The following is a 21,256-nucleotide window of genomic DNA, read 5'->3' as shown; positions in this document are numbered from 1 at the left end:
ACGAAGACGGGCTTGAGGTGCTTCTCCGACAGCGCCGGGCGACTGCTCCCGGTCGAGGACGTGGGAGAAGGCGTGTCCGGGCGAGACCCTCCCGGAGGCGGCGGGGCCGAGGGCACCGGGGTGAGCGGTCGGTCGTCACGGCCCGCACGACAAGGTCTGGAGTGCGCCGACGCCGTTCCTCTTCCAGTGCCAGAACGGAGCGGTCGGATCGAAGGTCTTCCACCCCGGCGTCGTCCAGAAGACGATCAGCCGACGCTGCGAGGACCTGCCCGAGCCCCACTCCGGTTTCCGTGGGCCGGAGCTCACCCCGCACGACTTCCGGAGGATCTTCGCCACCGAGCTGGTCCACGGCGGCCTGCCCATCCACCTCGGCATCCCCGCACGCCGCCGTCCGCAGGAGCCCGAACGATGTTCCCCGGACCGGCGCCTGCAAGCGACGAGCTGTCACCGAAGGACGACGCTCACGCCCCGTTTCTCGAAAATCTCCAGGAGCAGGTCGAACAGCGCAACCTCACGGTCGCCGACAGGGACGCGCTCCACCAACCGTGCCCGTGCCCCGGCCGAGGACTCCCAGTGCAAGGTGAAGGGAACAGTGGCGCCCCAGCCTCCGCAAAGGCAGTCGTCCAGAGCGTCCAGGTTCCAGCCGAAGTACCCGCCGGGTCCGTTGACGGCCTCACCGATCGCACAGTAGAAGCTGTCTTCGTCGACGATGTGTCGGCCGTCCAGGGCGAACACCTGGCCTGCCGGGGCATCGGGCTTTCCCTGGCGTCGGTACCCACGGGACCACAGCGCCACCGACAGCCACGCCTGTCTCTCCTCGGGTGCGAGTTCGTGCCACATGCCGATGCGGTTCAGTCGACCCGTGCGGACCAGGTCCCACGCTCGTTCCGCTCCGGGCAGGGCGTTCTCGCACCACAGCGTCACCGTGAGGTCGACGAGGCCGGTTCCACGTGCGGAAGGTTCGACGTCGACGACGGTGACCTCGTCGACGGAGTAGGACCCCATGGTGGCACCGTCGCCGTCGAGGAGGGCGAGCCAGGCGTTCCCCGCCGTGGCGCGACGACCGCCGACGTGATCGACGCTCTTCAACAGGCCGCCCTGCGGGAGGCACCCTTCGAGGTGCACGCAGCGTGCGCCCTCCTCATCCGGCAGAGGCGTGAAGAGCCCCTCGGCCTCGTGAGCGAAGCCCCAGAAGTCACTGTCGTCCTCGTCCGAGGTCAGCGCGTACTTCTGCCCCACGCCGCCCCGCTCCGATGTTCGCATCGCATATCCGCCTTCACCCGTGAGAGTGAAGCACAGAGAAGCACTTCAGGACTCAACCATCACCCTCATCTCGAATCTCCGCAGTAGAGGTGCCGGTCACTCTGCGAGGACACTGCACACCTCGGCGACCAGCTGGCCATCGTCGTCAAGCGCGGCAGCAAGCGGCACCGAGCGCGGAGAACAGCCCACAGGCCGGCCCGTCCGGCAAAGTCCGCATGGGCGGCAGGAAGTCCTCTCGCGGTTTGCACGACACCTTCAGGACGGCCGGGCTGGGCACCGGATCTCGAACCGCCCAGCCCGACACCGCTGCCAGACGCGGTGCACACAGTCCATTCCGCGGTAGATCCAGTCGACACGATGGCCTCCGATGGCCAGGCCCGCCTTGCGCCGCTCCGACAGAGTCCCTGGGGAAGCATCACCTCCACTCGGCACGGCGGCTTCTCGGTTCTCCGACGGCCTCCCGCCATGACGGCCGTCATATACGGAAGCCGTCCGCCACACAGGGGAGGGGGTCGCCCGCAGCCCGCGCGAGGGGCCCTCGGCGGGCCCCGCCGCCGGCCTGCGCGCCGATTCCCCGCGGACGCACGGCGCCGGCACCGGTCGGGCGGCGCAGGTCGCCACGCTTTCAGGTGTCGATCGGCGTGAGCCCCGGGTAGACGTCGTTCCAGCGGTAGCGGCGGCAACGGAGGTGGAAGCAGACGTAGCCGGCCGCGTAGCGCTCGAGGTGCGGACGCTGGTCGGCGGAGGCGAGAGCGAGGAGGCGGTCGCGGGCGCCCAGCCCGCTGTCCAGGGTGCGGCGGGCGACGGCCCGGTACGCGACGCCCTCGCGGACGCAGCTGCGGTAGAGCCTGCTGCTGACGAAGTCGGCCCCGTCGACCGCCTCCTTGTAGGACGACAGCACGTCGTTGACGTCGTTCAGGAACGTCACGCCGGAGCACAGTGACGCCGACCAGAACGCCCTGTTCGTACGGGCGTCCAGACAGGGGTCGGTGAACTGGAGCGAGACGAACCAGAACTGGGAGAAGCCGTTGTAGGCCCGCACGAAGTCACTGTCCACGCCGTCGGACACCTCGGGGGTGAACTCCGCCTCCATCAGCACGCCGATGAGCGCGTTGTGGAGGAAGGCCCGGTAGACCGCGAGGAACGTCGGATCGCAGAACGGCGCGATCCCCGCGAACAGGTGCCGGAGGTACCGGGTGGTCGGCCGGGCCGGGGCCCGCTCGGGCAGCAAGGCCTCCCGCAGGACCGCCTCCGCCTCGGCCGGCTCGCGGCTGCACAGGTCGTCGAGGTAGGTGCCGAACACCCAGACACGGTCGAGCGCGAAGGCGAGGTCCTCATCGGCGACCGGCACCATCAGGCTGCGCATCACGGTGATGGTGCGGATCGTCGCGGCCGGGACGGCGATGCCGAAGGCCGCGAACTCGGCGGCCAGTCGACCGGCCCGGACGCGGGTCGCGGCCCGGTCGACGGCCGGCTCGTACTCGACCGCGAACGCGATCAGCCCGTCGAGGAGACCGGAATCCAGCAGGCCGGCCATCATGGCGCGGTGCTGCGGGTCGGGGACCGCGTCCAGCCCGTACCGCGCCGTGCAGCGCAGGGTGTCGATGCCAGGCGGCCGGGGATGCCGGATCGATCGGTGCCCGGTCAGGCTCACGTGGTGTCCCTCCCTGGAGGTGGCCCGTCGGCGGCGCTCCGCCCGCCGCCTCACCCTCCACGACTCGCCCGGATGTTTCCACGGCCGAGCGGTCCCCGCCCGCGAAGCGGGACACTGCCTGCCCGACCGGGTGAATGCCGGGCGGAGCGATTGACACGGCCCCGTCCCGCGTCCGTGCACGCGCTCCGGATGTCAGCACGGCCGCCCTGATGAGAGAGCGTGTCGCAGGGACGTCCGACTCTTCTTCGGCTCTTCTTCGGCTTTTCTTCAGCTCGTCGTGCGAGGCCCGCCGGCGCCGCCGGTGATGTCGACGGCGTCCGGGGGCGCCGTCGAGGGGGCGCCCCCGGCCGAGCGGCCTCACCCGGAGCGGCCGGCCGCGGGCGGGCGCCCGGCCCGGGCGGCAGGGCACGGGGGACGGACGGCAGGACACGGGAAGGGGTCAGGCGACCGTCAGGACGATCTTGCCCGTCGTGCGGCCCAGCTCACCGATCGCGTGGGCCTCCGCGGCCTCGGCGAGCGGCAGCACGGTGTCGACCACCGGCCTCAGCGCGCCGCGCTCCACCAGGGCCGCGATCTCGCGCAGGCCGAGGTGGTCGGGTTCGACCAGGACCCACGCGGCCCGTACGCCGTCCCGGGCGGCGGGCACGTCGTCCGGGCCCGGCAGCGTGATGAGCCTGCCGCCGTCGCGGAGCACCTTCAGGGAGCGCTCGGCCGTCTCCCCTCCGAGACCGTCCAGGACGACGTCGATGCCGGAGACCACGTCCTCGAAGCGGGCCGCGCGGTAGTCGACCACCTCGTCGGCGCCCAGCTCCCGCACCAGGTCGTGCTTGGCCGCGCTCGCGGTGCCGACGACGTACGCACCGCGGGCCTTGGCGATCTGCACGGCGAGGTGTCCGACCCCGCCGGCCGCGGCGTGCACCAGTACGCGCTCGCCGGGGCGGACGTCCGCCGCGTCGACGAGGGCCTGCCAGGCGGTCAGGGCGGCGAGCGGCAGCGCGGCCGCCTCCACGTGCGTGAGGGACGACGGCTTCGGCGCCAGATGGCGCGCCGGTGCCACCACGTACTCGGCGTACCCGCCCGCCTGGCGCGGGAACAGCGGCATCCCGAAGACCTCGTCGCCGGGGCGGAAGATCCCCACGCCGGGACCGACCGCCTCGACCGTGCCGGACACGTCCCAGCCGAGGACGGGCACGTCGCCCCATCCGATGAGTGCGCCGCTCGCGCGGGTCTTCCAGTCCACCGGGTTCACCCCGGCCGCGTGCACCCGCACCAGGACCTCGTTCAGGCCCGGCTCGGGGCGCTCCACCTCGCGCTCGACCAGGTTCTCGGGTCCGCCCCACTGCTCCACGACCACCGCACGCATGTCGTCCGCCTCGCTTCCGTCTCTCATCGGGATGCCGCCGGATCCCTTCCGGCGGCGACCGCTCCACGATCGGACATTCCGCCCCGTCGAAGTGTTGGCCTCCTAGCCACCATGTGACAGGATCTGGCCATGAACGAGATCCCGGGAACGCCTGTGCGGGACGGGCGGGCGGAAGGGCGGGTGGGTCCGCACCGCATCGCCGTGCTCGCCCTCCCGGGCGTGCCCCCCTTCGAGCTGGGCATCCCCTCCCGGGTCTTCGGAAGCGTGGAGGACGCCGAGGGCAGGCCCCTCTACGAGGTCACCGTCTGCACGGCCGACGGCGCCCCGGTCCGCAGCGACGCCGGTTTCACCGTGCAGCCCGCGGCCGGCCCGGAGGCGCTCGCCGAGGCCGACACCGTGATCGTCCCGCCCACGCACGCCATGCCCGAGCTGAGCCGCGGAGGCCCGCTGCCGCCCGAGGTCGGCGCCGCCATCGCCGGCATCAGGCCGGGCACCCGACTGGTGTCGATCTGCTCCGGGTCGTACGTGCTCGCCGCCGCCGGTCTCCTCGACGGCCGGCCGGCCACCACCCACTGGAACCTGGCCCCGGAGTTCCGCCGGGCCTTCCCCGAGGTCAAGCTCGACGAGGAGGTGCTGTTCGTCGACGACGGCGACGTGCTCACCTCCGCGGGCGTGGCCGCCGGTGTCGACCTGTGCCTGCACATGATCCGCCGCGACCACGGCGCCGCGGTCGCCAACCGCGCCGCCCGCATGTGCGTCGTGCCGCCCTGGCGAGACGGCGGGCAGGCCCAGTTCATCGACCGCCCGGTCCCCGAGCCCACCCTGGCCAGTACCACCGCCACCCGCGCCTGGGCCCTCGAACACCTCGCGGAACCGCTCACGCTGGCCCGGCTCGCCGAACACGCCCGGATGAGTCTGCGCTCCTTCACCCGCCGGTTCCGCGACGAGGTCGGCATGACGCCCGGGCAGTGGCTCACGGCGCAGCGGCTCGAACTCGCCAAGCAGCTCCTGGAGACGACCGACCTTCCGATCGACCTGGTGGCGCACCGTGCCGGGCTCGGTTCCGGTAACTCCCTGCGCGTCCACATGAGGACCGCGTTCGGCATCTCCCCCACCGCCTACCGCCGTACCTTCGGCGGCGACGGCGACGGCACCGGCGAGGGTGACGAGGTCGGCGCTGTCGGGGGAGGTGCCTCCCGCCCGTGGCGTTGACGATCTCTCCGGTGAGCGTCCGGGGCCCCCGGCCGACCGAAGCGACTTGAGGCCCTCGCGGCCGGGGGCGGGGCGGCCGGCTCGGTCCGCCACAGGTCGTCTCGCGCATCGAGGGGGCGTAGCACGGGTCGGCGCGGGTACTCGCCCGTGCATGGCCGATCGGAAAGCCCCTCATGGAGACCGTACGGCGGCCGTCGCACGAGAGGAGGTGCGCGCGGTGCGCGACGAACCCGCGGGCGACGGAGCCGCCGGCCCCGACGACGGTTCCCGGACCGAGGACCACGGGGGAGGTCCGGAACGATGACCGGTGACGGCGCCTACGAGCGCGACCGCGCGTACATCACGACTGGCGGCGCCTACGAGCGCGACCGCACGTACATCACGACCCGGATCACGGCCGACGGGCGCGACGGCTATCCCGTGGAGCCCGGGCGCTACCGGTTGATCATCGCCCGGGCCTGCCCCTGGGCGAACCGCAGCGCCATCGTCCGGCGGCTGATGGGCCTGGAGGACGTCCTCTCGATGGGGATCGCCGGGCCCCTGCACGACGAGCGCAGCTGGGCCTTCCACCTGGATCCGGGCGGCCGGGATCCCGTCCTCGGCATCGAAAGGCTGCAAGAGGCGTACTTCCGGCGCGAACCGGGCTATCCGAGCGGCATCACCGTGCCCGCGATCGTCGACGTCCCCACCGGCGAAGTGGTGACCAACGACTTCGAGCGGATCACGCTCGACCTGGGCAGCCAGTGGGCGGCCCACCAGCGGGACGGCGCGCCGGACCTCTACCCGGAGAAGTGGCGCGCCGAGATCGACGACGTGGCCGACAAGGTGTACCGGGACGTCAACGACGGCGTCTACCAGTGCGGCTTCGCCGGCAGCCAGGAGGCGTACGACAAGGCGTACCGACGCCTGTGGGAGCGGCTGGACTGGCTGGAGCAGCGGCTCGGCGGCAGGCGCTACCTGGTCGGCGACACCCTCACCGAGGCCGACGTCCGCCTCTTCCCGACCCTCGTGCGCTTCGACGCCGTCTATCACGGCCACTTCAAGTGCAACCGGCGGAAACTGACCGAACTCCCGGCCCTGTGGGCCTACGCGCGGGACTTGTTCCAGACGCCCGGGTTCGGTGACACGATCGACTTCGCGCAGATCAAGGCGCACTACTACGTCGTCCATCACGACATCAATCCGACCGGGATCGTCCCCCGGGGCCCGGACACGCGCGGCTGGCTCTCGCCGCACGGACGGGAAGGGCTCGGCGGCCGGCCGTTCGGCGACGGCACCCCGCCCGCCCCGCCGCCTCCGACCGAGCGCGTGCCGCCGCTCCTCAGCGGCTGACCCGCCGCCCGGAAGCCCGGGCGGCGGTGCCCGACCCACTCAGGCGGCGGGGACCGCGCGTTGAAGGGCGGCGATGACGCGGTCGAGGGCGTCGGGGCTGTACGGGTCCGTGAGGTTGGCCCAGAGCTTGAACATGAATCGCTGCGTGACGGGCCGCCTCAGGCTGTGGGTGGCGACGAGCCGCATGACCCGGGGGTGGTTCAGGGCGCGCACGACGAGCCGTCCCACCGTGAAATAGCGTCCGTAGGCCTCGCGGACGGCTTCGGGGTAGCGCAGCAGGGCTTCTTCGCGGGCGTGGCCCGTGGGGCGGGTGAGGGCACGGGCCACGGTTTCCGCGGCCAGGCGGCCGGATTCCATCGCGTAGTCGATCCCCTCACCGCTGAGCGGATTGATCATTCCGCCGGCGTCGCCGGTCAGGAGCAGACCGCGGGTGTACTGCGGACTCCGGTTGAGCCCGGCGGGAAGCGGTGCGCCGCGCAGCGGGCCGGTGGCGTGCTCCTCGTCGAAGTGCCAGGCGGCGGGGAGGCGGGCGGTCCACTGCCGGAAGAGCCGCCGGTGGTCGACGTCGGGCCGGCGCCCGACGTGGAAGGTGCCGAGACCGACGTTGAAGCCGCCGTCACCGACGGGGAAGACCCATCCGTAGCCGAACGGCATGGAGGCCCGCCCGCGACCGTCCCGGGTCTCGAGGTCGATCCAGGCCTCGAGGTGGTCCCCGTTCCGGTGCGGTGAGCTGTAGTAACGGCGTACGGCCACGCCCATGGGCCGGTCGGTGCGCTGATGGATGCCGAGGGCGACGGCGAGCCGGCTCGACGCGCCGTCGGCGGCGACCAACACCGGCGCGCGGAAGGTGCGGCGGACGCCGTCCCGCTCCGCGACGACGCCCGCGACCCGGCCGGTGGCCGGGTCGAAGACCGGCTCGGTGACCTTGGTCCCCTCCAGGAGGCGCGCCCCGGCGGCCACGGCCTGCCGGGCGAGCAGCTGGTCGAGGTCCTGCCGGGTCCGCACGAGACCGTAGTCGGGGCAGGACGCGACGACGGGCCAGGGCATCTCCACCGTCGTGCCGGAGCCGTGGACCCGCAGACCGCGCGTTCTCACCCAGCCGTCCCCCTCCACGTCGACGCCCATGCCGAGGAGTTCCCTGACGGCACGCGGTGTGAGGCCGTCCCCGCAGACCTTGTCGCGGGGAAAGACGGCCTTCTCGAGCAGCAGAACGTCGTACCCCGCCCGTGCCAGGTGGTAGCCGACGCTGCAGCCGGCGGGGCCTGCGCCGATGACGATGACGTCAGCCGGTTCGTCGTGGTGGGGGGACGGTTCCATGAGATCTTCCTCTGCTCGGCTGGTCGGAAGCGGAACGATTCCCCATCCGTACCCACGCGCCGGGGTTTTCGCTCGCCCCTCTTCGGGGTGTCGCCGCCCGTGGGTGACGTCGGTGCCGACGAGACCGGGGAACCGCGGGGTACTCGGTGCCGCGAGCCGCTCGACTCGCAGAGGCGCGCGCGAGGCGTGGGGGCCTGCCCGAACGGCGCCGTCCCCGGCCACGAGGGCGACGAGGGGAGGCTCAAGCACGGGCTGCGGACGGGGCACCGCTTCCCCCGCTCGGGCCGCGGACCATACTGGTCGGGCCCTGATCGCCCACTGGATGGTTCCATGGCCAAGAACAGCACTTCATCGACCACCGTCCCCGACACCGCCTGGCTCGGGCGCGGGCGTCACCTCGGGCCCGAGCCCGAGCGGGACGTCCGGCGCAACCTGCTCGCCCTCAAGGCGGCCGGGGTGATCGACGACTTCCTGGACCTCGACCCCGTCGAGGCGGCGCGTTCCACCGACCTGTACCCCCGGGACGAGTCCGCCGACCCCGGCCCGTCCGCCCGGCGTCTCTTCGAGGCCCGCTGGCGCGTGGCCGACGGCATCACGGTGCGCGCGCAACTGACCACGTACGACCCCGAGTCCCGCCGCACGAAGAGCGAGGAGGTCGGCTGGGTCCTCGCCGCCGAGGCCGAGCGGGCGTGGGAAGCGAGCTGGCGCTCACCGGCCACCGTGTTCTGGCCCGACAGCGACCAGGTCGCGTGGGACCACGAGACGGTGCCGGACGTGCGCCTGCGGACGACGAACCACCTGCCGAAGGACGACGACGAGTTGCGCCGCCTGCTGCGGGCCTGCAGCAGGCAGAGCTGGTTCGTCCATGTCGTGGTGCACGAGGCGATGACGCCGGACGCCCTGGGACGCCGGCCGGTCACGGCGTTCCTGCCACCGAGCCTGCGGCACCGGGTGGTCGAACACCGGGCCACGCCCGAGCAGGCGCTGATCGCCGACTTCGTGATGAAGCGCGAGCTGGGTGTGGGGATACCGCGCGGCGGTGCCGTCATCCTGCCCCCGACACCGCAGGCCCCCGGTTACGACGCGGAGCGCTTCACGGTGCGCAACGTCTTCCTGGACGGCACGGAACCCACCGAACTCCTGGATAAGATCAAGGAGTTCGCCTCACTTCCCCAGCCGCTGCCGGCCGACGCCGAGCAGGCCCTGACACGGCTGCGCCAAGGCTGGCACCTGCTCACCCCCGCCGAGGAACTGGCTCACGCGCAGGCCATGGTCACCAAGTACGCCAAGGCGCTCGAAGCCATGACGGCATCCTGCGACCTGTACCGGGAGGCCGCCGAGTCCGCACTCGAGGCCCTCGCCGAGGCGACCGGCGGCGCCGCACCCCGGACGGCATCGCCGGCGCCGGCCAAGGAGGACCCCTCGCCCTGGAAGACCCTCTCGAAGACGCTCGCCCGCTTCCGGGGCCCGCATCTCCAAGCGCCGGATGCGGAGGTCCAGCGGCGTCCGCACGGCCAGTGAGACGTACGGCAGAACGGACCGATCACACTCCGACCTTCCCGGGAAGCCGGCCGGCCGGTCCCCGGCGATCGCCGCCGCCGCGGCTTCCCCGCTCAGTACAGCGGCCCGTACACATCACGGGGCGGGCCCTCGTGGTGGACGAAGGGATGAGCTCGTGACACAACGCACCGGAGGCACGGTCGTCTACACGAATCCGTGGATGCGCCTCCTGGAGGACACCGTCGTGCACGCCTCGGGCGCGCCCGGGGTGTACGCCTATGTCGACAAGCCCGACTTCGCGCTGATCGTCCCGCGCAGCGCGACCGGCTTCTGGCTCGTCGAGGAGTTCCGCTACCCGGTGGGCGGGCGGCGCTGGTCCTTCCCGCAGGGCAGCTGGCCGGAAGGGGGCTCGGGAGACGCCGCCGCGCTCGCCCGCGCCGAGCTCGTCGAGGAGACCGGGCTGTCGGCGGGCCGCCTGCGCCTGCTCGGACGGCTGGAGATCGCCCCCGGGATGTCCAACCAGGGGATGCACGTCTTCGTCGCCGAGGAACTCGTGCCGGGCAGCCCGCGTCGGGAGGCCACGGAGTCGGACATGGTCCACCGGCACTTCACCGACGACGAGTTCCGCGCGCTCGTCGCCGCCGGCGGGATCGTCGACGCCGCCAGCCTGGCGGCTCTCACGCTCTACCAGAACCGGAGCGCCGCCTCCGGCGCGGACAGTGGCGGCGGCAGCAGCAGCAGCAGCAGCAGCAGCAGCAGCAGCGACGCGAACGGCAGCGCCACGGGCGGGTGACGGGAGGACTCCGGCGGACAATGGTGCCGCGGGCGCGCCGTTCGCTGTGCGCCGCAGAAGGGCTCGCCCCCTGTCGGCCGTCGGACGGAGCGGCCGCTGGATGCTGGATCGCCTGGGCGCCGGGCGTCCGCCGCCCTGACAGGGGAGGTGGACGGTCGATGATCGCCGGAGCCGAACAGCACGACGCCCCTCGCGCATCCCAGGGCGCGCGGGGACGTCGTGCCGTGTGAGTGCTCTCAGACGGTGATCACTTCGATGCCGGCCTCGGTGAGCCTGGCCGCCATCTCCGGGGCGATCCCGGAGTCGGTGACGAGGGAGTCGATGCGGTCGAGGCCGCAGATCCTGGCGAAGGCGCGCTTGCCCATCTTGGAGGAATCGGTGGCCAGAACGACCCTGCGGGCGCGCTCCGCGAAGAGCCTGCTGATGCCGGCCTCGTCCTCCTGGTGCGTCATGACCCCCAGCTTCGGGTCCACCCCGTCGACGCCCAGGACCGCGACGTCCAGCACCACCTCGTTCAGCACTCCCGCCGTAAGCGGCCCCACCAGCTCGTAGGTCTGCGGCCGGGCCACACCACCGGTCACCACGATCTTGAACTGCGGACGGACCGCCAGCTCGCCGGCGATGTTCAGCGCGTTGGTCACGACGGTGTACACGGGGCCTGGATGTCCTTCCCCCGGCTCGCCCACGCCTCCACCCGTCCGCAGGGCCAGCGCACGGGCCACCTCGGTGGTCGTGGTCCCCCCGTTGAGACCGACGACGTCTCCCACGGTCAGCAGGTCCGCCACCGCCCCGGCGATGCGCTGCTTCTCGGAAGCCCGGCGGGAGGACTTGTAGCGCATAGGGAGCTCGTACGACACACCGTGCGCGATCGCCCCGCCGCGGGTGCGGACGAGAAGCCGCTGCTCGGCGAGCTGGTCGAGGTCACGGCGAATGGTGGCGGGCGACACGTCGACGGCGACGGCGGCCTGCTCCACGTCCAGCTTGCCCTCGACCGCCAGCAGCTCGAGCAACTTGCTCCACCGCTCCTGCTTGGACACGTGCCGCACCCCTTCCCCGTCCCTGAGACGTCCGAACCGCACGCCCCGGTTTTCGAGGGCCCGACAGCCCGCATGGAGCCGCCGGGCCGGTGAAGCATGCGCGAAGTTGATCGTAGCGCGCCGGCATCGAGCATCGCCGTGGACGGGTGGTCACCGCGCGCAGAGAGGCCCTCTGGCATGCGCCGTCTTCCGGACGAACCCACAGGCGAGCACTTCCGAGCATCCAATGTGATTGAATACGCTCGCTCCAAGCAGTTATCGCGCATCATCAATCACCTTGAATGTGGTCAGCCATGGACGTCAGTACCCCGGGCACCTCCCCCTCGGACGGCCCCTCCTCGTGTGTGCTCGCTCTCGATGTCGGCGGGACCGTGCTGAAGGGCGCCGTGCTGGACCCCGCCATGCGCCCGGTCGCGTCGCTGCGCCGCCCGACGCCTCGTGCCGAAGGACCGGATGCCGTGGTGGACGCCGTCGCCGAGTCCCTGCTCGACCTGAAGCGACTGGCCTCGGAGCGGAAACTGCGGGTCGAGCACACGGGCGTGGTGGTCCCGGGCATCGTGGACGAAGGCCTGCAGAGAGCGGTGTGGTCGGCCAACATCGGCTGGCGCGACCTCCCGCTCGCCGCTGTCCTCACCACGCGCACGGGCCTGCCCGTGACGCTCGGGCACGATGTCCGGGCGGGCGGCGCGGCGGAGTGCGCCCTCGGCGCGGCACGGGGCGCGCGGAACGTGCTCTTCGTCGCGGTGGGAACGGGCATCGCCGCGGCACTGAGCGTCGACGGCCGGCCGGTCCGCGCGGACGGATTCGCGGGCGAGATCGGCCATGTGAGGGTGCGCGGAGGCACGGCGTGCCCCTGCGGAGGCGTCGGCTGTCTGGAGACCGTGGCGTCGGCACGCGCCGTCGCGAGCGCCTGCACCGCACGGAGCGGACGCCCGGCCGGTGGCGCCGCGGAAGTCGCCGCACGCCTTCGGGCGGGCGACCCCGTCGCCCGGGCCGTCTGGAACGAGGCTGCCGAGGGACTGGCCGAGGCGCTGGCCACGGTCGCCTCTCTGCTCGCCCCCGAACTCGTCGTCCTCGGCGGCGGCCTGGCCGAGGCCGGCCGGCTCCTGCTCGATCCCGTACGGGACGGCCTGGACGCGCGACTCACCTTCCAGCGCCGACCGGTTCTCGTCCGGGCGGCCCTCGGGGACCACGCCGGCTGCCTGGGCGCCGGTCTGGCCGCCTGGCAGGCGGCCGGCCACCACGCACCCGCCTCTTCCGCAGGAGTCGCCACACCATGATCGTCACTGTCACGCTCAACGCCGCCCTCGACGTCACCTGGGAGGTCGCCGATCTGCGGCCCCGCACGTCCCACCGGGTCCTCGTGGCACACGAGCGGGCCGGAGGGAAGGGGATCAACGTCGCCCGGGTGCTCGCCTTCCTCGGGCACTCGCCGGTCGTCACCGGCCTGGCAGGGGGGCCGACGGGCCACATGATCCACGACGGCCTGCGGTCCGCCGGGATCCGCACCTCCTTCGTCGCCGTGGCGGGCGATTCCCGGCGCACGGTCACCGTCGTCTCACGCGACGACGGGGACGCCACCGTCTTCAACGGGCCGGGCCCGGAGGTGACCGCGGCCGAATGGGCGGCCTTCGTCGCGCACTACGCCGCCGCGGTCCGGGGTGCGAGCGTCGTCGTCCTGAGCGGAAGCACTCCCCCGGGGCTGCCCCTGGACGCCTATGCGGTCCTGATCCGGGCCGCGGCCGAGGAGGGGGCGCTGACCGTCCTCGACACCTCGGGCGCCGCCCTGACCGCCGCTCTGGAGGCGGGGCCGGATGTGATCAAGCCGAACGCGGCCGAACTCGCGGAGGTGACCGGGTGCGACGATCCGACGGCGGCCGCCGCGGAGCTGCGCCGCCGCGGCGCGCGGACGGTCGTGGCATCGGCCGGCCCGGACGGTCTGCGGGCCGTCACCCCGACCGGGGCGTGGCGGGCCGCTCCTCCCGAACCGCTCTCGGGCAATCCGACGGGCGCTGGGGACGCCTGCGTCGCCGCCATCGCGTCCGGTCTCGCCGCCCGCGCGGCCTGGCCGGACATCCTGCGCGAGGCGGTGGCCCTCTCGGCCGCGGCCGTGCCGTGTGCGGCCGCGGGCGAGGTCGACGCCTCGGTCTACTCCCGGTTCCGGCACGAGGTCCGCGTGGACGAACTCGCGCCGCCGCGCCACCGCCAGGACACAACCGTCCGACCTTCTTGACGCCGGGTCAATCTCCTTTTCCCGTCCCCCTGTTGCCACTCCTGCCGGACCTCCGAGCATGGACGTCCCGCCCCTACGACTCCCAAGGAATCGCATGACCACCTCCGAGACCTCCCGTACTTCCGTCGAGATCGGCTCCCAGCCGGACACCTGGCGCCGTGCGGCCGAGTCGGTCGCCTCCTTCTCCGACGCCCTGCCGCGCCGGGGCGAGCGCGTCGCGGTCGTCGGCTGCGGCACCTCCTGGTTCATGGCCCTCGCGTACGCGGAGCTGCGGGAAGCGGGCGGGCACGGCGAGACCGACGCCTTCGCCGCCTCCGAGTTCCCGTACGGCCGGAGCTACGACCGCGTCCTGGCGATCACCCGCTCCGGCACCACCACCGAGGTCCTCGACCTGCTGACCCGGGTCAAGGGCACCGTCGCCACCGGAGCCGTCACCGCCGACCCGACGACCCCCGTCATGACGGCCGCCGACGCCGTCGCGGTCCTCGACTTCGCGGACGAACAGTCCGTCGTCCAGACCAGGTTCGCCACCACGGCCCTCGCCCTCCTGCGGGCCCACCTCGAAGCCGAGAACGCCCTCCCGGCAGGTGTGCGTCCCCTGGCCCGGGCGGTCCTGGACTCCGAGCGCGCCCTCGCGGAGCCCATCGACCCGGCCGTCCGCGGCGCCGAGCAGTTCACCTTCCTCGGCAGCGGCTGGACCTACGGTCTCGCCCTCGAAGCCGGGCTCAAGATGCGCGAGGCCGCCGGGGCCTGGACCGAGGCGTACCCGGCCATGGAGTACCGCCACGGTCCGATCAGCATCACCGGCCCCGGCCGGGTCGCCTGGCTCTTCGGCGCCGCACCGCGGGGCCTCGCCGACGACATCGCCCGCGTCGGCGGTCTGTACTGCGCCGGGTCCGGCGACGGGCCCGGCGCTCTCGACCCACTGGCCGACCTCGTCCGCGCCCAGCGCCTCGCCGTCCACCTCGCCGAGGCCCGCGGTTGCGACCCGGACCGTCCTCGCAACCTGACCCGCTCGGTGATCCTCGAGGGCCCCGAAGCCTGAACCCGCCGTCACCGCCTCCGTTCAGCGGGTGAGGCGGCCACCGCCGTCCACCTCACCCGACGCCCCTCCGCCTCCGGCACCGCTCCATGGAGAACTCCCATGCCCCTGACCCCCACCGACGACATCGTCGGGCCCGCGCGCGCCGCGAACACCGGTGTCGGCGCGTTCAACGTCGTCCAGATCGAACACGCCGAGGCGATCGTCACCGGGGCCGAGCAGGCCGGCCTGCCGGTCATCCTGCAGATCAGCGAGAACACGGCCCGCTACCACGGCGCCCTCGCCCCCATCGCCCTCGCCACGCTCGAGATCGCCCGTGCCGCCACCGTCCCGGTGGCGGTCCACCTGGACCACGCCGAGTCCGCCGAGCTCGTCCAGGAAGCCGTCGACCTCGGCTTCACCTCGGTGATGTTCGACGCCTCGAAACTGCCGTACAAGGCGAACGTCGCCGCCACCCGCATGATCACCGACCACTGCCACCGGGCCGACGTCTGGGTCGAGGCGGAGCTCGGCGAGGTCGGCGGCAAGGACGGCGCCCACGCCCCCCACGTCCGTACGGACCCGGAGGAGGCCCGCGGGTTCGCCGCGGCGACGGCGGTGGACGCGCTCGCCGTCGCCGTGGGCAGCTCACACGCCATGACCGTCCGGGACGCCGTGCTCGACCTCGACCTCATCGCCCGTCTGAGGGATTCCCTGGACGTCCCTCTCGTCCTGCACGGCTCCTCCGGCGTCGACGAGGCGGACCTCGAGAAGGCCGTCGCCGCCGGCATGACGAAGGTGAACGTCTCCACCCACCTCAACCGGCTCTTCACCCGCACGGTCAGGGAACGGCTCCAAGCCGCCCCGGCGGTCGCCGACCCGCGCAGGTACCTGGGTCCGGCGCGTGGGGCGGTGGCCGCCGAGGTGGCACGGCTGCTGCGCCTCCTCGCCGGCCGCTGACCCGAGGGTGTGACGAAGGTGGGCCCGGACACCGTCCGGGCCCGTCCTTGTCATGACCGTCCGGACCGACGTGTCATCCGACGGTCCAGCGCTGCAACGCCGATCCGCCGTCGGGCTGTTGGGCGACGAGTGCGCCGTCGGCCAGGCCGGTGCCGCCCTGGAGGCGTCGCGGACCGAGCCCGACTGGTCCACGCCGTACGCCCTGCCGGCGCCGGCCCGCGTCCGGATGCGTACGGCTCAGGGCGATCCGGGCGAGCGGCCCGACCGGGCACCGCGAGCGGCGGAGGAGCACATCGACGGACAGGCGCGGCACGAGGTGCCGGCCGAGCGGCGGAGTCGTGGTGACGGGACCCGCCGCCGGGTTCACTCGCCGCCCGGCCGAGAACTCCGCTGCCTGCTGCCGAGCCACCCGAGGAGGAACGCCGCCGGTACGGAGACCAGGCCCGGGGTGCGGAACGGATACCAGTGGAAGTCCGCCCCCGGCACCAGGGCGTAGTGGGATCCGGACACGGTGGGAGAGAACAGCGTCAGGACGGCGCACAGCAGCAGCCCGCCGTAGACGCACCACAGCAGTCCCCTGCGGTCGAACCCCTTCCAGAAGAAGGAGTAGACGAGGACCGGGGCCACGCATGACGCCGCGACGCTCATCGAGAAGATGGCCAGGAACTCGACCGAATACCGGTGAGCCGCCGCGGACAGCGTCAGGCCCAGGAGGCCGAGGGCGACGACGGCCCCGCGCGCCGCCGGCACCTCTCGGCCGGCGGCGCGAGAGCCGCCGGCGCGCGCGAAGACGTCGTGGGCCAGGGAGACGGCGGGTGCGAACATCACGCTCGTCACGGTCGTGAGGACGACGAGGAAGGCGACGCAGGCCACGGTGGTGATCAGCGCGACGCGCGACGCGGAGCCGTTCCCCAGGACGCCCGAGGAGAGCAGGATCGGGGACGCCTGCCCGTTGGCGTCGACGGCGGCGATGCCCTCGCCGCCGACCACGGCCGCGGCGGCGAAGCCCACCGTGATCAGGAGGAGGAAGTAGGCGCTGGTCAGTCCCACGGCGATGCTCATGGACCGCCGTGCCGAGCGCCCGGTGCGGGACGCGGCGACGCGCAGGATCAGGTGGGGCAGGGCGACCGCTCCGAGGATCTGGACGATGTGGTCGCCGATCGTGTTGAGCGGTGCGAGGCCCGGGATGTGGGCCCACAGCCCCGGGCTCAGATAGCCCTCCGGTGCCACGCTCCTGTCCACGGCGGCCGAGAGGAGGCTTCCGGCGTCCCACGAGAATCTCCTCAGGGACAGCACCGTGAGCAGCGTGAGCGTCGCCAGGGTGACGACGACCTTGACCACGTGCACGCGACTGGTGCCCTTGAGGTCCGCCACGACGGCGAAGCAGACGACGAGGCCGCCCATCAGGACCGTGCACAGCACCTGCGCCGCATCGCTCGGCAAGCCGATCAGCATGGCCGCGACGATGCCGCCGGCCCGCAGCTGGAGCACCAGCATGGGAAGCGTGATGGCGAGCGTCACCACGGCGGCGGCGATCCGCGGCGCCGCTCCGGACGCCCGCAGGGAGAAGAGGTCGCCGAGGGTGTAGCGGCCGCTGTCGCGGATCTTCTGGGCGAGGAGCAGCAGCAGTCCGAGCGCGATGACGCTGTCGACGGCGGTGGCGTACCCGTCGTAGCCGAACAGCGCGATGCCCCCGGTCGTCGCGAACAGCGTGAGGACGGAGATCTGTTCGCCGGCCATCGCGAAGCCGTTGAAGACCGGCGAGAGGGACCGGTCGGCGATGTACAGCCTTTCCGGGTGGTCGTCGTGGGTGGCCAGCGTGAAGATCCACAGCAGAGCCAGACCGATGAAGACGAAGAAGGCGACCAGCACCGGGCCTCTCGCCGCCGGCCCGATCGGGTCGTGCACGCCAGATCCCAGAAGGTTCAGGACCACCGCGTCACCGCCGGGATTCGTCGGCCGGCGAGGCACCCGGGGCCTCGGACACGAGGGACTGTTCGAGGGGGTCGCACACGCGTGTCACCTGGTTCTCGTACCACCAGACGCTGCCGGCGAAGACGCCGAGCTGCAGGACGCCCCAGACCAGGCCCAGGGTGAGCCGGCCGTGGACGGGAGCCGCGGCGAGCCCGGCGGTGCAGGACAGTACGACACCGACGGCGAAGGGCACCGCGTTGACGGCGAGGAACGTCCGCTGGGCACGGTGCACGGCCCGGCGGAACATCACGGAGCGTTGCGGACGGACATCCGTCGCCGGCCCACCGGTCGGCTTCGGAGCGAAGTAGGAGTGCACGGAACTCTCTCGGGAGTGAGGGCGGGGGCGTTCAGGAAGTGGTCGCGGCGGTCCGGCGTCACGGAACGCGACCCGGCGTTCCCCCGTGGTCGGAGACGAGCTGTTCCCGGTTCGGGGCCCTCGGTACGTCGGGGCCGGGCGGCGTCGGGGCGTCCGGAGTGTCATGAGCCGTCGGATCGGCGTGGGTCCGGGGCACGGACACGCCGACGGCCCTGCGGCCACAGCGTGTCCCTCTCTGCCGTCCGGCCGGTCAGGCCACGGGCACCGCGCCTCGCCGGGCGTTGCGCCGGCTTCCGTTGACCAGGTCGTTGAAGCGGTCGACGGCCCAGATGGTGCGCAGTCCCAGCGGTCCCATCATCATCGGACGGGGGAACTTCGGCTTCTTCGCCCACAGTGCCTCCAGGTCCTCGTGCCGCTCGCCGTCGACGATCAGATCGGCGATGAGGGACCCGACGTACGGCGCCTGGGCCAGCCCGTGGCCGTTGCACGCGACGGAGTAGAAGACGTTGTCGTCGATCTGCCCGGCGAGCGGGAGCCAGGACGAGGTGATCGCGATCCATCCTCCCCAGGCCCGTTCCACGGCGACGTCGGCCAGCGCCGGGAACCGCGTCGCGAAGGCGCCTGCGAGTTCCTCGACCAGCGCCGGGTCCGGCTTCTTCCGCGGCAGTGGGTAGGTCGTGCCCCGCTCGAGCCGCCGGACGCCGAACACGATGGTGCCGCGCGACGTCAGCCGGTAGTTCTCCATGATGGCGTGCTGGGTCACGAGCCCCGATCGGCTGGTCCACCCCATCGCCGCGAGACGGGCGGGGTCGATCGGCTCGGTCTCGACCTCGATGACCCAGATGGGCACGGAGAGGCGTCGGGGAGTGATGTCCCACTCGCCGGCGAAGGCGTTGGTCGCCAGCACCACCCGGTTCGCCCGGACCTTCCCACGAGGGGTGGTGAGGACGACCTGGCCGCCGTCGCGCGTGACGTCGGTGACCTTCGTCCGCTCGAAGACCTGCGCGGACGAGGAGAGCAGCGCCCGGCGCACACCGAGGGTGAACTTCCCGGGGTTCATCATTCCGCCGATCACCTCGCGCATCCCGCCGAGGAATCCGCGGGGGATTCCGAGCTCCTCGCTCGTGCCCAGCTCCACGTGGCCTCCGGCACGCCGGAGGATCTTGGCCACACGGCGCACCCGGCCCATCTGGCCACGCGACACGGCCGCGAAGACGTTGCCCGTCGGCTCGTAGTCGCAGTCGATGTCGTACTTCCTGATGAGGTCCTCCACGAAGTGCGCGGCGTGCTCCGCGAGCCGCACCATGCCGGGCATCTTCTTGCGGAAGAGCAGATCCAGCAGCTGGAGGTCGCCACCTGGAGCACCCGCCAGCTGGCCGGCGTTCCGGGAGCTGGACCCGTGGCCGCAGAACTCGGCCTCCAGCAGCACCACGTCCTGGCCCCGCTCGGCCAGTCGCAGCGCCGTCGACATGCCGCCCAGGCCTCCGCCGACGACCGCGACCTGACAGGTGATCTCTTCCGTCAGGGCCGGGAGGGCGTCCGCGGGCGGATCGACCCACCCGCTGAAACCGGTGTACTCCACGTTGTCGGTCTTCATCTCACTGCTCCTCGTGACGGGTTCTCTGCTCTTCGACGCGATGCTCAGGACCGGACGACGCGCTGTTCGTTCGAAGCCGGCTCCACACCCGTCGCCACGTTGTGCTCGTGCAGCGCGCGGTACGCGACGAAGTAGACGAACAGCTGGAACCCCCAGGTGGCCAGCGCGGCGGTGTAGAAGAGCGTGCGGTGCTCGTCGTCGCCCGGAAGCGGGAAGAAGTCGTAGGTGATCGCGATCACGGAGGCGACGGCGGTGGCCAGGCCGGCGCCGACGGCCAGGCCCTTGGACCCGATTCCCCAGAGCCGCCGGCAGAAGGAGGCCAGGAAAAACGTCGTGAGCACGTTGACCACGACGTAGAACGTGGCGGGACCGACGTGGAGTTCGTGGTCGCGGAACTGCTGGAGGTAGAGGCCGGCGACGACGGCCAGGGCGAACGCGCCGACGTCGACCGCCACGGTCGGCTTGTACCGGCGCGTCACGCGCATCAGGCCCATGACGAGGATGAGGGTGATGCCGACCGATCGCGAGAAGGCGTCGAAGAAGTACGCGACGTTGTACAGGGGGCTGCTCTCGTCGCCGCCGAGGAGCGACCAGAGGAGGAAGTTCGAGCCTGAGGTGGCAACGACCATCCACTCCAGGCCGAGCAGGTAGTTGCCGTAGTGCCGGATGAGCTTCTGCCCGAAGTAGAAGCCGGCAAAGATCATCCAGAGATCGGCCAGCAGGAAGGCCAGTTCTTTCATGTCGTCAGTTCCTTTCGGGGCACGCCTTCGCTTCTGAGCTGGAGGGCGTGAGGTGGAGTCGTGAGTTCTCGCCTGCGGGGCCCGGTCGGCCCGGCGCGGCACGCGGTCGGTCGGTCGGCATACGGTCGGTTCAGGAAGCGGCACCTCCGACGCGTCGGCCGGCCCGGGCGCGTGAGACCAGCACGGTCACCACGACGAGCAGGGCGAGAACACCCGAGAGCCAGTAGCCGGTGCCGTACAGGCTCTTCGCGGCGACCTCGAGCTGCGTTCCGGGAACAGGAACCAGTGACGCGCCGAGGTCGGCGCTGACCAGCGCCGTGCCGATCGCGAAACCGGCCGCCATGAACGTGCCGGCGATTCCGGCGGCCATTCCGGCCTTCTCCTCGGGAGCCGCCGTCTGCACCACGGTGAAGCCGGCCGCATAGCCGATGCTGCACCCCAGACCCATGACGGCCGCTCCCACGAGGTAGTGCCACTGCCGGTCGTGGGCGAGGGCGAGCCAGGCGAGTCCCGCTGCGCTGATGAGCGCTCCGAGCACGAGGACCGGCGCACCGTGCCCCTTGGAGACAGGGCGGTCGACCGCCGCGCCCCCGATCAGGAACGTCACCGCGAAGGGCACCATGAGCCAACCCGTCTGCAGCGCGCTGAGGCCGAGTCCGTACGCGTCCTCCGGGCGCAGGGCCTCGGGGATGATCTGGGTGTACGTGCTGAGCAGCAGCAGGAAGGCCGAGTTCACCGCCGCGAACAACGCGATGCACAGGCACGCGGCGGTGACGAAGGGCGTCTTCAGCAGGGCGACGTCGAACACCGCCGCGGACGACCTGCGCTCGACACGCACCCATGCGACGCCACCGGCGATGCCGATGACCAGCGGAATGAGCGCCGCGTCGCCCCACGTGAGGCCCTGCGTCAGTGACACCAGGATCGCCGCGACCGACCCGGCC

The 21,256-nt window shown here is 72.3% G+C and carries 18 protein-coding genes; 8 read left to right on the top strand and 10 right to left on the bottom strand.

Annotated features, from left to right (window positions below):
• Positions 1 to 444: 444 nt before the first annotated feature.
• From K7G60_RS32005 to K7G60_RS31995, 3 genes are all read right to left on the bottom strand, one after another.
• Positions 445 to 1,239, bottom strand: coding sequence for a barstar family protein (locus tag K7G60_RS32005; protein WP_225804467.1), 795 nt, complete (start codon positions 1,237 to 1,239; stop codon positions 445 to 447).
• A gap of 649 nt (positions 1,240 to 1,888) precedes the next feature.
• Positions 1,889 to 2,917 (bottom strand): hypothetical protein, encoded by a 1,029-nt coding sequence (locus K7G60_RS32000; protein WP_225804466.1) that lies wholly within the window; start codon positions 2,915 to 2,917, stop codon positions 1,889 to 1,891.
• A gap of 439 nt (positions 2,918 to 3,356) precedes the next feature.
• On the bottom strand, positions 3,357 to 4,280 hold the full coding sequence (locus K7G60_RS31995) for an NADP-dependent oxidoreductase (RefSeq protein WP_225804476.1): 924 nt from the start codon (positions 4,278 to 4,280) through the stop codon (positions 3,357 to 3,359).
• Between the two features lie 129 nt (positions 4,281 to 4,409).
• Here K7G60_RS31995 and K7G60_RS31990 point away from each other — a divergent pair, with 129 nt between their 5' ends.
• Together K7G60_RS31990 and K7G60_RS31985 are read left to right on the top strand one after the other, a co-directional pair.
• Positions 4,410 to 5,492: a GlxA family transcriptional regulator gene (locus K7G60_RS31990; protein ID WP_225804465.1), complete on the top strand. Its 1,083-nt coding sequence runs from the start codon at positions 4,410 to 4,412 to the stop codon at positions 5,490 to 5,492.
• A 300-nt stretch (positions 5,493 to 5,792) separates the two neighbouring features.
• Positions 5,793 to 6,824, top strand: coding sequence for a glutathione S-transferase family protein (locus tag K7G60_RS31985; protein WP_225804464.1), 1,032 nt, complete (start codon positions 5,793 to 5,795; stop codon positions 6,822 to 6,824).
• A gap of 39 nt (positions 6,825 to 6,863) precedes the next feature.
• Here the strand turns inward: K7G60_RS31985 and K7G60_RS31980 are convergent, their stop codons facing one another.
• Entirely contained in the window at positions 6,864 to 8,141 is a 1,278-nt protein-coding gene (locus K7G60_RS31980; protein ID WP_225804463.1) for a geranylgeranyl reductase family protein, read from the bottom strand.
• 330 nt (positions 8,142 to 8,471) lie between these two features.
• Here K7G60_RS31980 and K7G60_RS31975 point away from each other — a divergent pair, with 330 nt between their 5' ends.
• Together K7G60_RS31975 and K7G60_RS31970 are read left to right on the top strand one after the other, a co-directional pair.
• The gene (locus tag K7G60_RS31975) at positions 8,472 to 9,662 is read left to right on the top strand and encodes a hypothetical protein (protein WP_225804462.1); all 1,191 of its coding nucleotides are present in this window, start codon (positions 8,472 to 8,474) and stop codon (positions 9,660 to 9,662) included.
• 154 nt (positions 9,663 to 9,816) lie between these two features.
• Positions 9,817 to 10,434 (top strand): NUDIX hydrolase, encoded by a 618-nt coding sequence (locus K7G60_RS31970; RefSeq protein WP_225804461.1) that lies wholly within the window; start codon positions 9,817 to 9,819, stop codon positions 10,432 to 10,434.
• Positions 10,435 to 10,670: 236 nt separating this feature from the next.
• On the opposite strand, the gene K7G60_RS31965 is transcribed toward K7G60_RS31970, so the two are convergent.
• Complete coding sequence (locus K7G60_RS31965) at positions 10,671 to 11,471, bottom strand: DeoR/GlpR family DNA-binding transcription regulator (RefSeq protein ID WP_225804460.1); 801 nt, start codon at positions 11,469 to 11,471, stop codon at positions 10,671 to 10,673.
• Between the two features lie 293 nt (positions 11,472 to 11,764).
• On the opposite strand from K7G60_RS31965, the gene K7G60_RS31960 reads away from it, so the two are divergent.
• The 4 genes from K7G60_RS31960 (at position 11,765) to K7G60_RS31945 (ending at position 15,685) form a co-directional block, all read left to right on the top strand.
• Positions 11,765 to 12,751 (top strand): ROK family protein, encoded by a 987-nt coding sequence (locus K7G60_RS31960; RefSeq protein ID WP_225804459.1) that lies wholly within the window; start codon positions 11,765 to 11,767, stop codon positions 12,749 to 12,751.
• Positions 12,748 to 13,704 (top strand): 1-phosphofructokinase family hexose kinase, encoded by a 957-nt coding sequence (locus K7G60_RS31955; protein WP_225804458.1) that lies wholly within the window; start codon positions 12,748 to 12,750, stop codon positions 13,702 to 13,704. Before K7G60_RS31960 ends, K7G60_RS31955 begins: the two co-directional genes overlap by 4 nt.
• 94 nt (positions 13,705 to 13,798) lie before the next feature.
• A complete protein-coding gene (locus tag K7G60_RS31950) occupies positions 13,799 to 14,749 on the top strand; it encodes an SIS domain-containing protein (RefSeq protein WP_225804457.1) in 951 nt (316 codons plus the stop codon).
• 99 nt (positions 14,750 to 14,848) lie between these two features.
• Positions 14,849 to 15,685, top strand: coding sequence for a class II fructose-bisphosphate aldolase (locus K7G60_RS31945; protein WP_225804456.1), 837 nt, complete (start codon positions 14,849 to 14,851; stop codon positions 15,683 to 15,685).
• Positions 15,686 to 16,048: 363 nt separating this feature from the next.
• On the opposite strand, the gene K7G60_RS31940 is transcribed toward K7G60_RS31945, so the two are convergent.
• The 5 genes from K7G60_RS31940 to K7G60_RS31920 form a co-directional block, all read right to left on the bottom strand.
• Positions 16,049 to 17,593 carry a transporter gene (locus tag K7G60_RS31940; RefSeq protein ID WP_225804455.1) on the bottom strand — a complete coding sequence of 515 codons (1,545 nt, stop codon included), beginning with the start codon at positions 17,591 to 17,593 and terminating at the stop codon, positions 16,049 to 16,051.
• A gap of 31 nt (positions 17,594 to 17,624) precedes the next feature.
• Complete coding sequence (locus K7G60_RS31935) at positions 17,625 to 17,909, bottom strand: hypothetical protein (protein WP_225804454.1); 285 nt, start codon at positions 17,907 to 17,909, stop codon at positions 17,625 to 17,627.
• 316 nt (positions 17,910 to 18,225) lie between these two features.
• Positions 18,226 to 19,572, bottom strand: a complete 1,347-nt coding sequence (locus K7G60_RS31930) for an FAD-binding oxidoreductase (RefSeq protein ID WP_225804453.1) — start codon at positions 19,570 to 19,572, stop codon at positions 18,226 to 18,228.
• A 44-nt stretch (positions 19,573 to 19,616) separates the two neighbouring features.
• Positions 19,617 to 20,312, bottom strand: coding sequence for a transporter (locus K7G60_RS31925; RefSeq protein WP_225804452.1), 696 nt, complete (start codon positions 20,310 to 20,312; stop codon positions 19,617 to 19,619).
• A gap of 130 nt (positions 20,313 to 20,442) precedes the next feature.
• Positions 20,443 to 21,256 (bottom strand): MFS transporter (locus tag K7G60_RS31920; protein WP_225804451.1); only part of this gene is annotated, 814 nt, incomplete at its 5' end.

Origin of the sequence: Streptomyces sp. NK15101 (assembly GCF_020400725.1) — a bacterium.
Classification (GTDB): Bacteria; Actinomycetota; Actinomycetes; order Streptomycetales; family Streptomycetaceae; genus Streptomyces.
This window is presented reverse-complemented; position numbering and strand designations above follow the sequence as displayed.

Coding starts and splice junctions, on each gene's coding strand:
- K7G60_RS31960 (WP_225804459.1), top strand. CDS start 11,765: ATGGACGTCAGTACCCCGGGCACCTCCCCCTCGGACGGCCCCTCCTCG.
- K7G60_RS31975 (WP_225804462.1), top strand. CDS start 8,472: ATGGCCAAGAACAGCACTTCATCGACCACCGTCCCCGACACCGCCTGG.
- K7G60_RS31980 (WP_225804463.1), bottom strand. CDS start 8,141: ATGGAACCGTCCCCCCACCACGACGAACCGGCTGACGTCATCGTCATC.
- K7G60_RS31950 (WP_225804457.1), top strand. CDS start 13,799: ATGACCACCTCCGAGACCTCCCGTACTTCCGTCGAGATCGGCTCCCAG.
- K7G60_RS31995 (WP_225804476.1), bottom strand. CDS start 4,280: ATGCGTGCGGTGGTCGTGGAGCAGTGGGGCGGACCCGAGAACCTGGTC.
- K7G60_RS31930 (WP_225804453.1), bottom strand. CDS start 19,572: ATGAAGACCGACAACGTGGAGTACACCGGTTTCAGCGGGTGGGTCGAT.
- K7G60_RS31925 (WP_225804452.1), bottom strand. CDS start 20,312: ATGAAAGAACTGGCCTTCCTGCTGGCCGATCTCTGGATGATCTTTGCC.
- K7G60_RS31990 (WP_225804465.1), top strand. CDS start 4,410: ATGAACGAGATCCCGGGAACGCCTGTGCGGGACGGGCGGGCGGAAGGG.
- K7G60_RS31955 (WP_225804458.1), top strand. CDS start 12,748: ATGATCGTCACTGTCACGCTCAACGCCGCCCTCGACGTCACCTGGGAG.
- K7G60_RS31945 (WP_225804456.1), top strand. CDS start 14,849: ATGCCCCTGACCCCCACCGACGACATCGTCGGGCCCGCGCGCGCCGCG.
- K7G60_RS31985 (WP_225804464.1), top strand. CDS start 5,793: ATGACCGGTGACGGCGCCTACGAGCGCGACCGCGCGTACATCACGACT.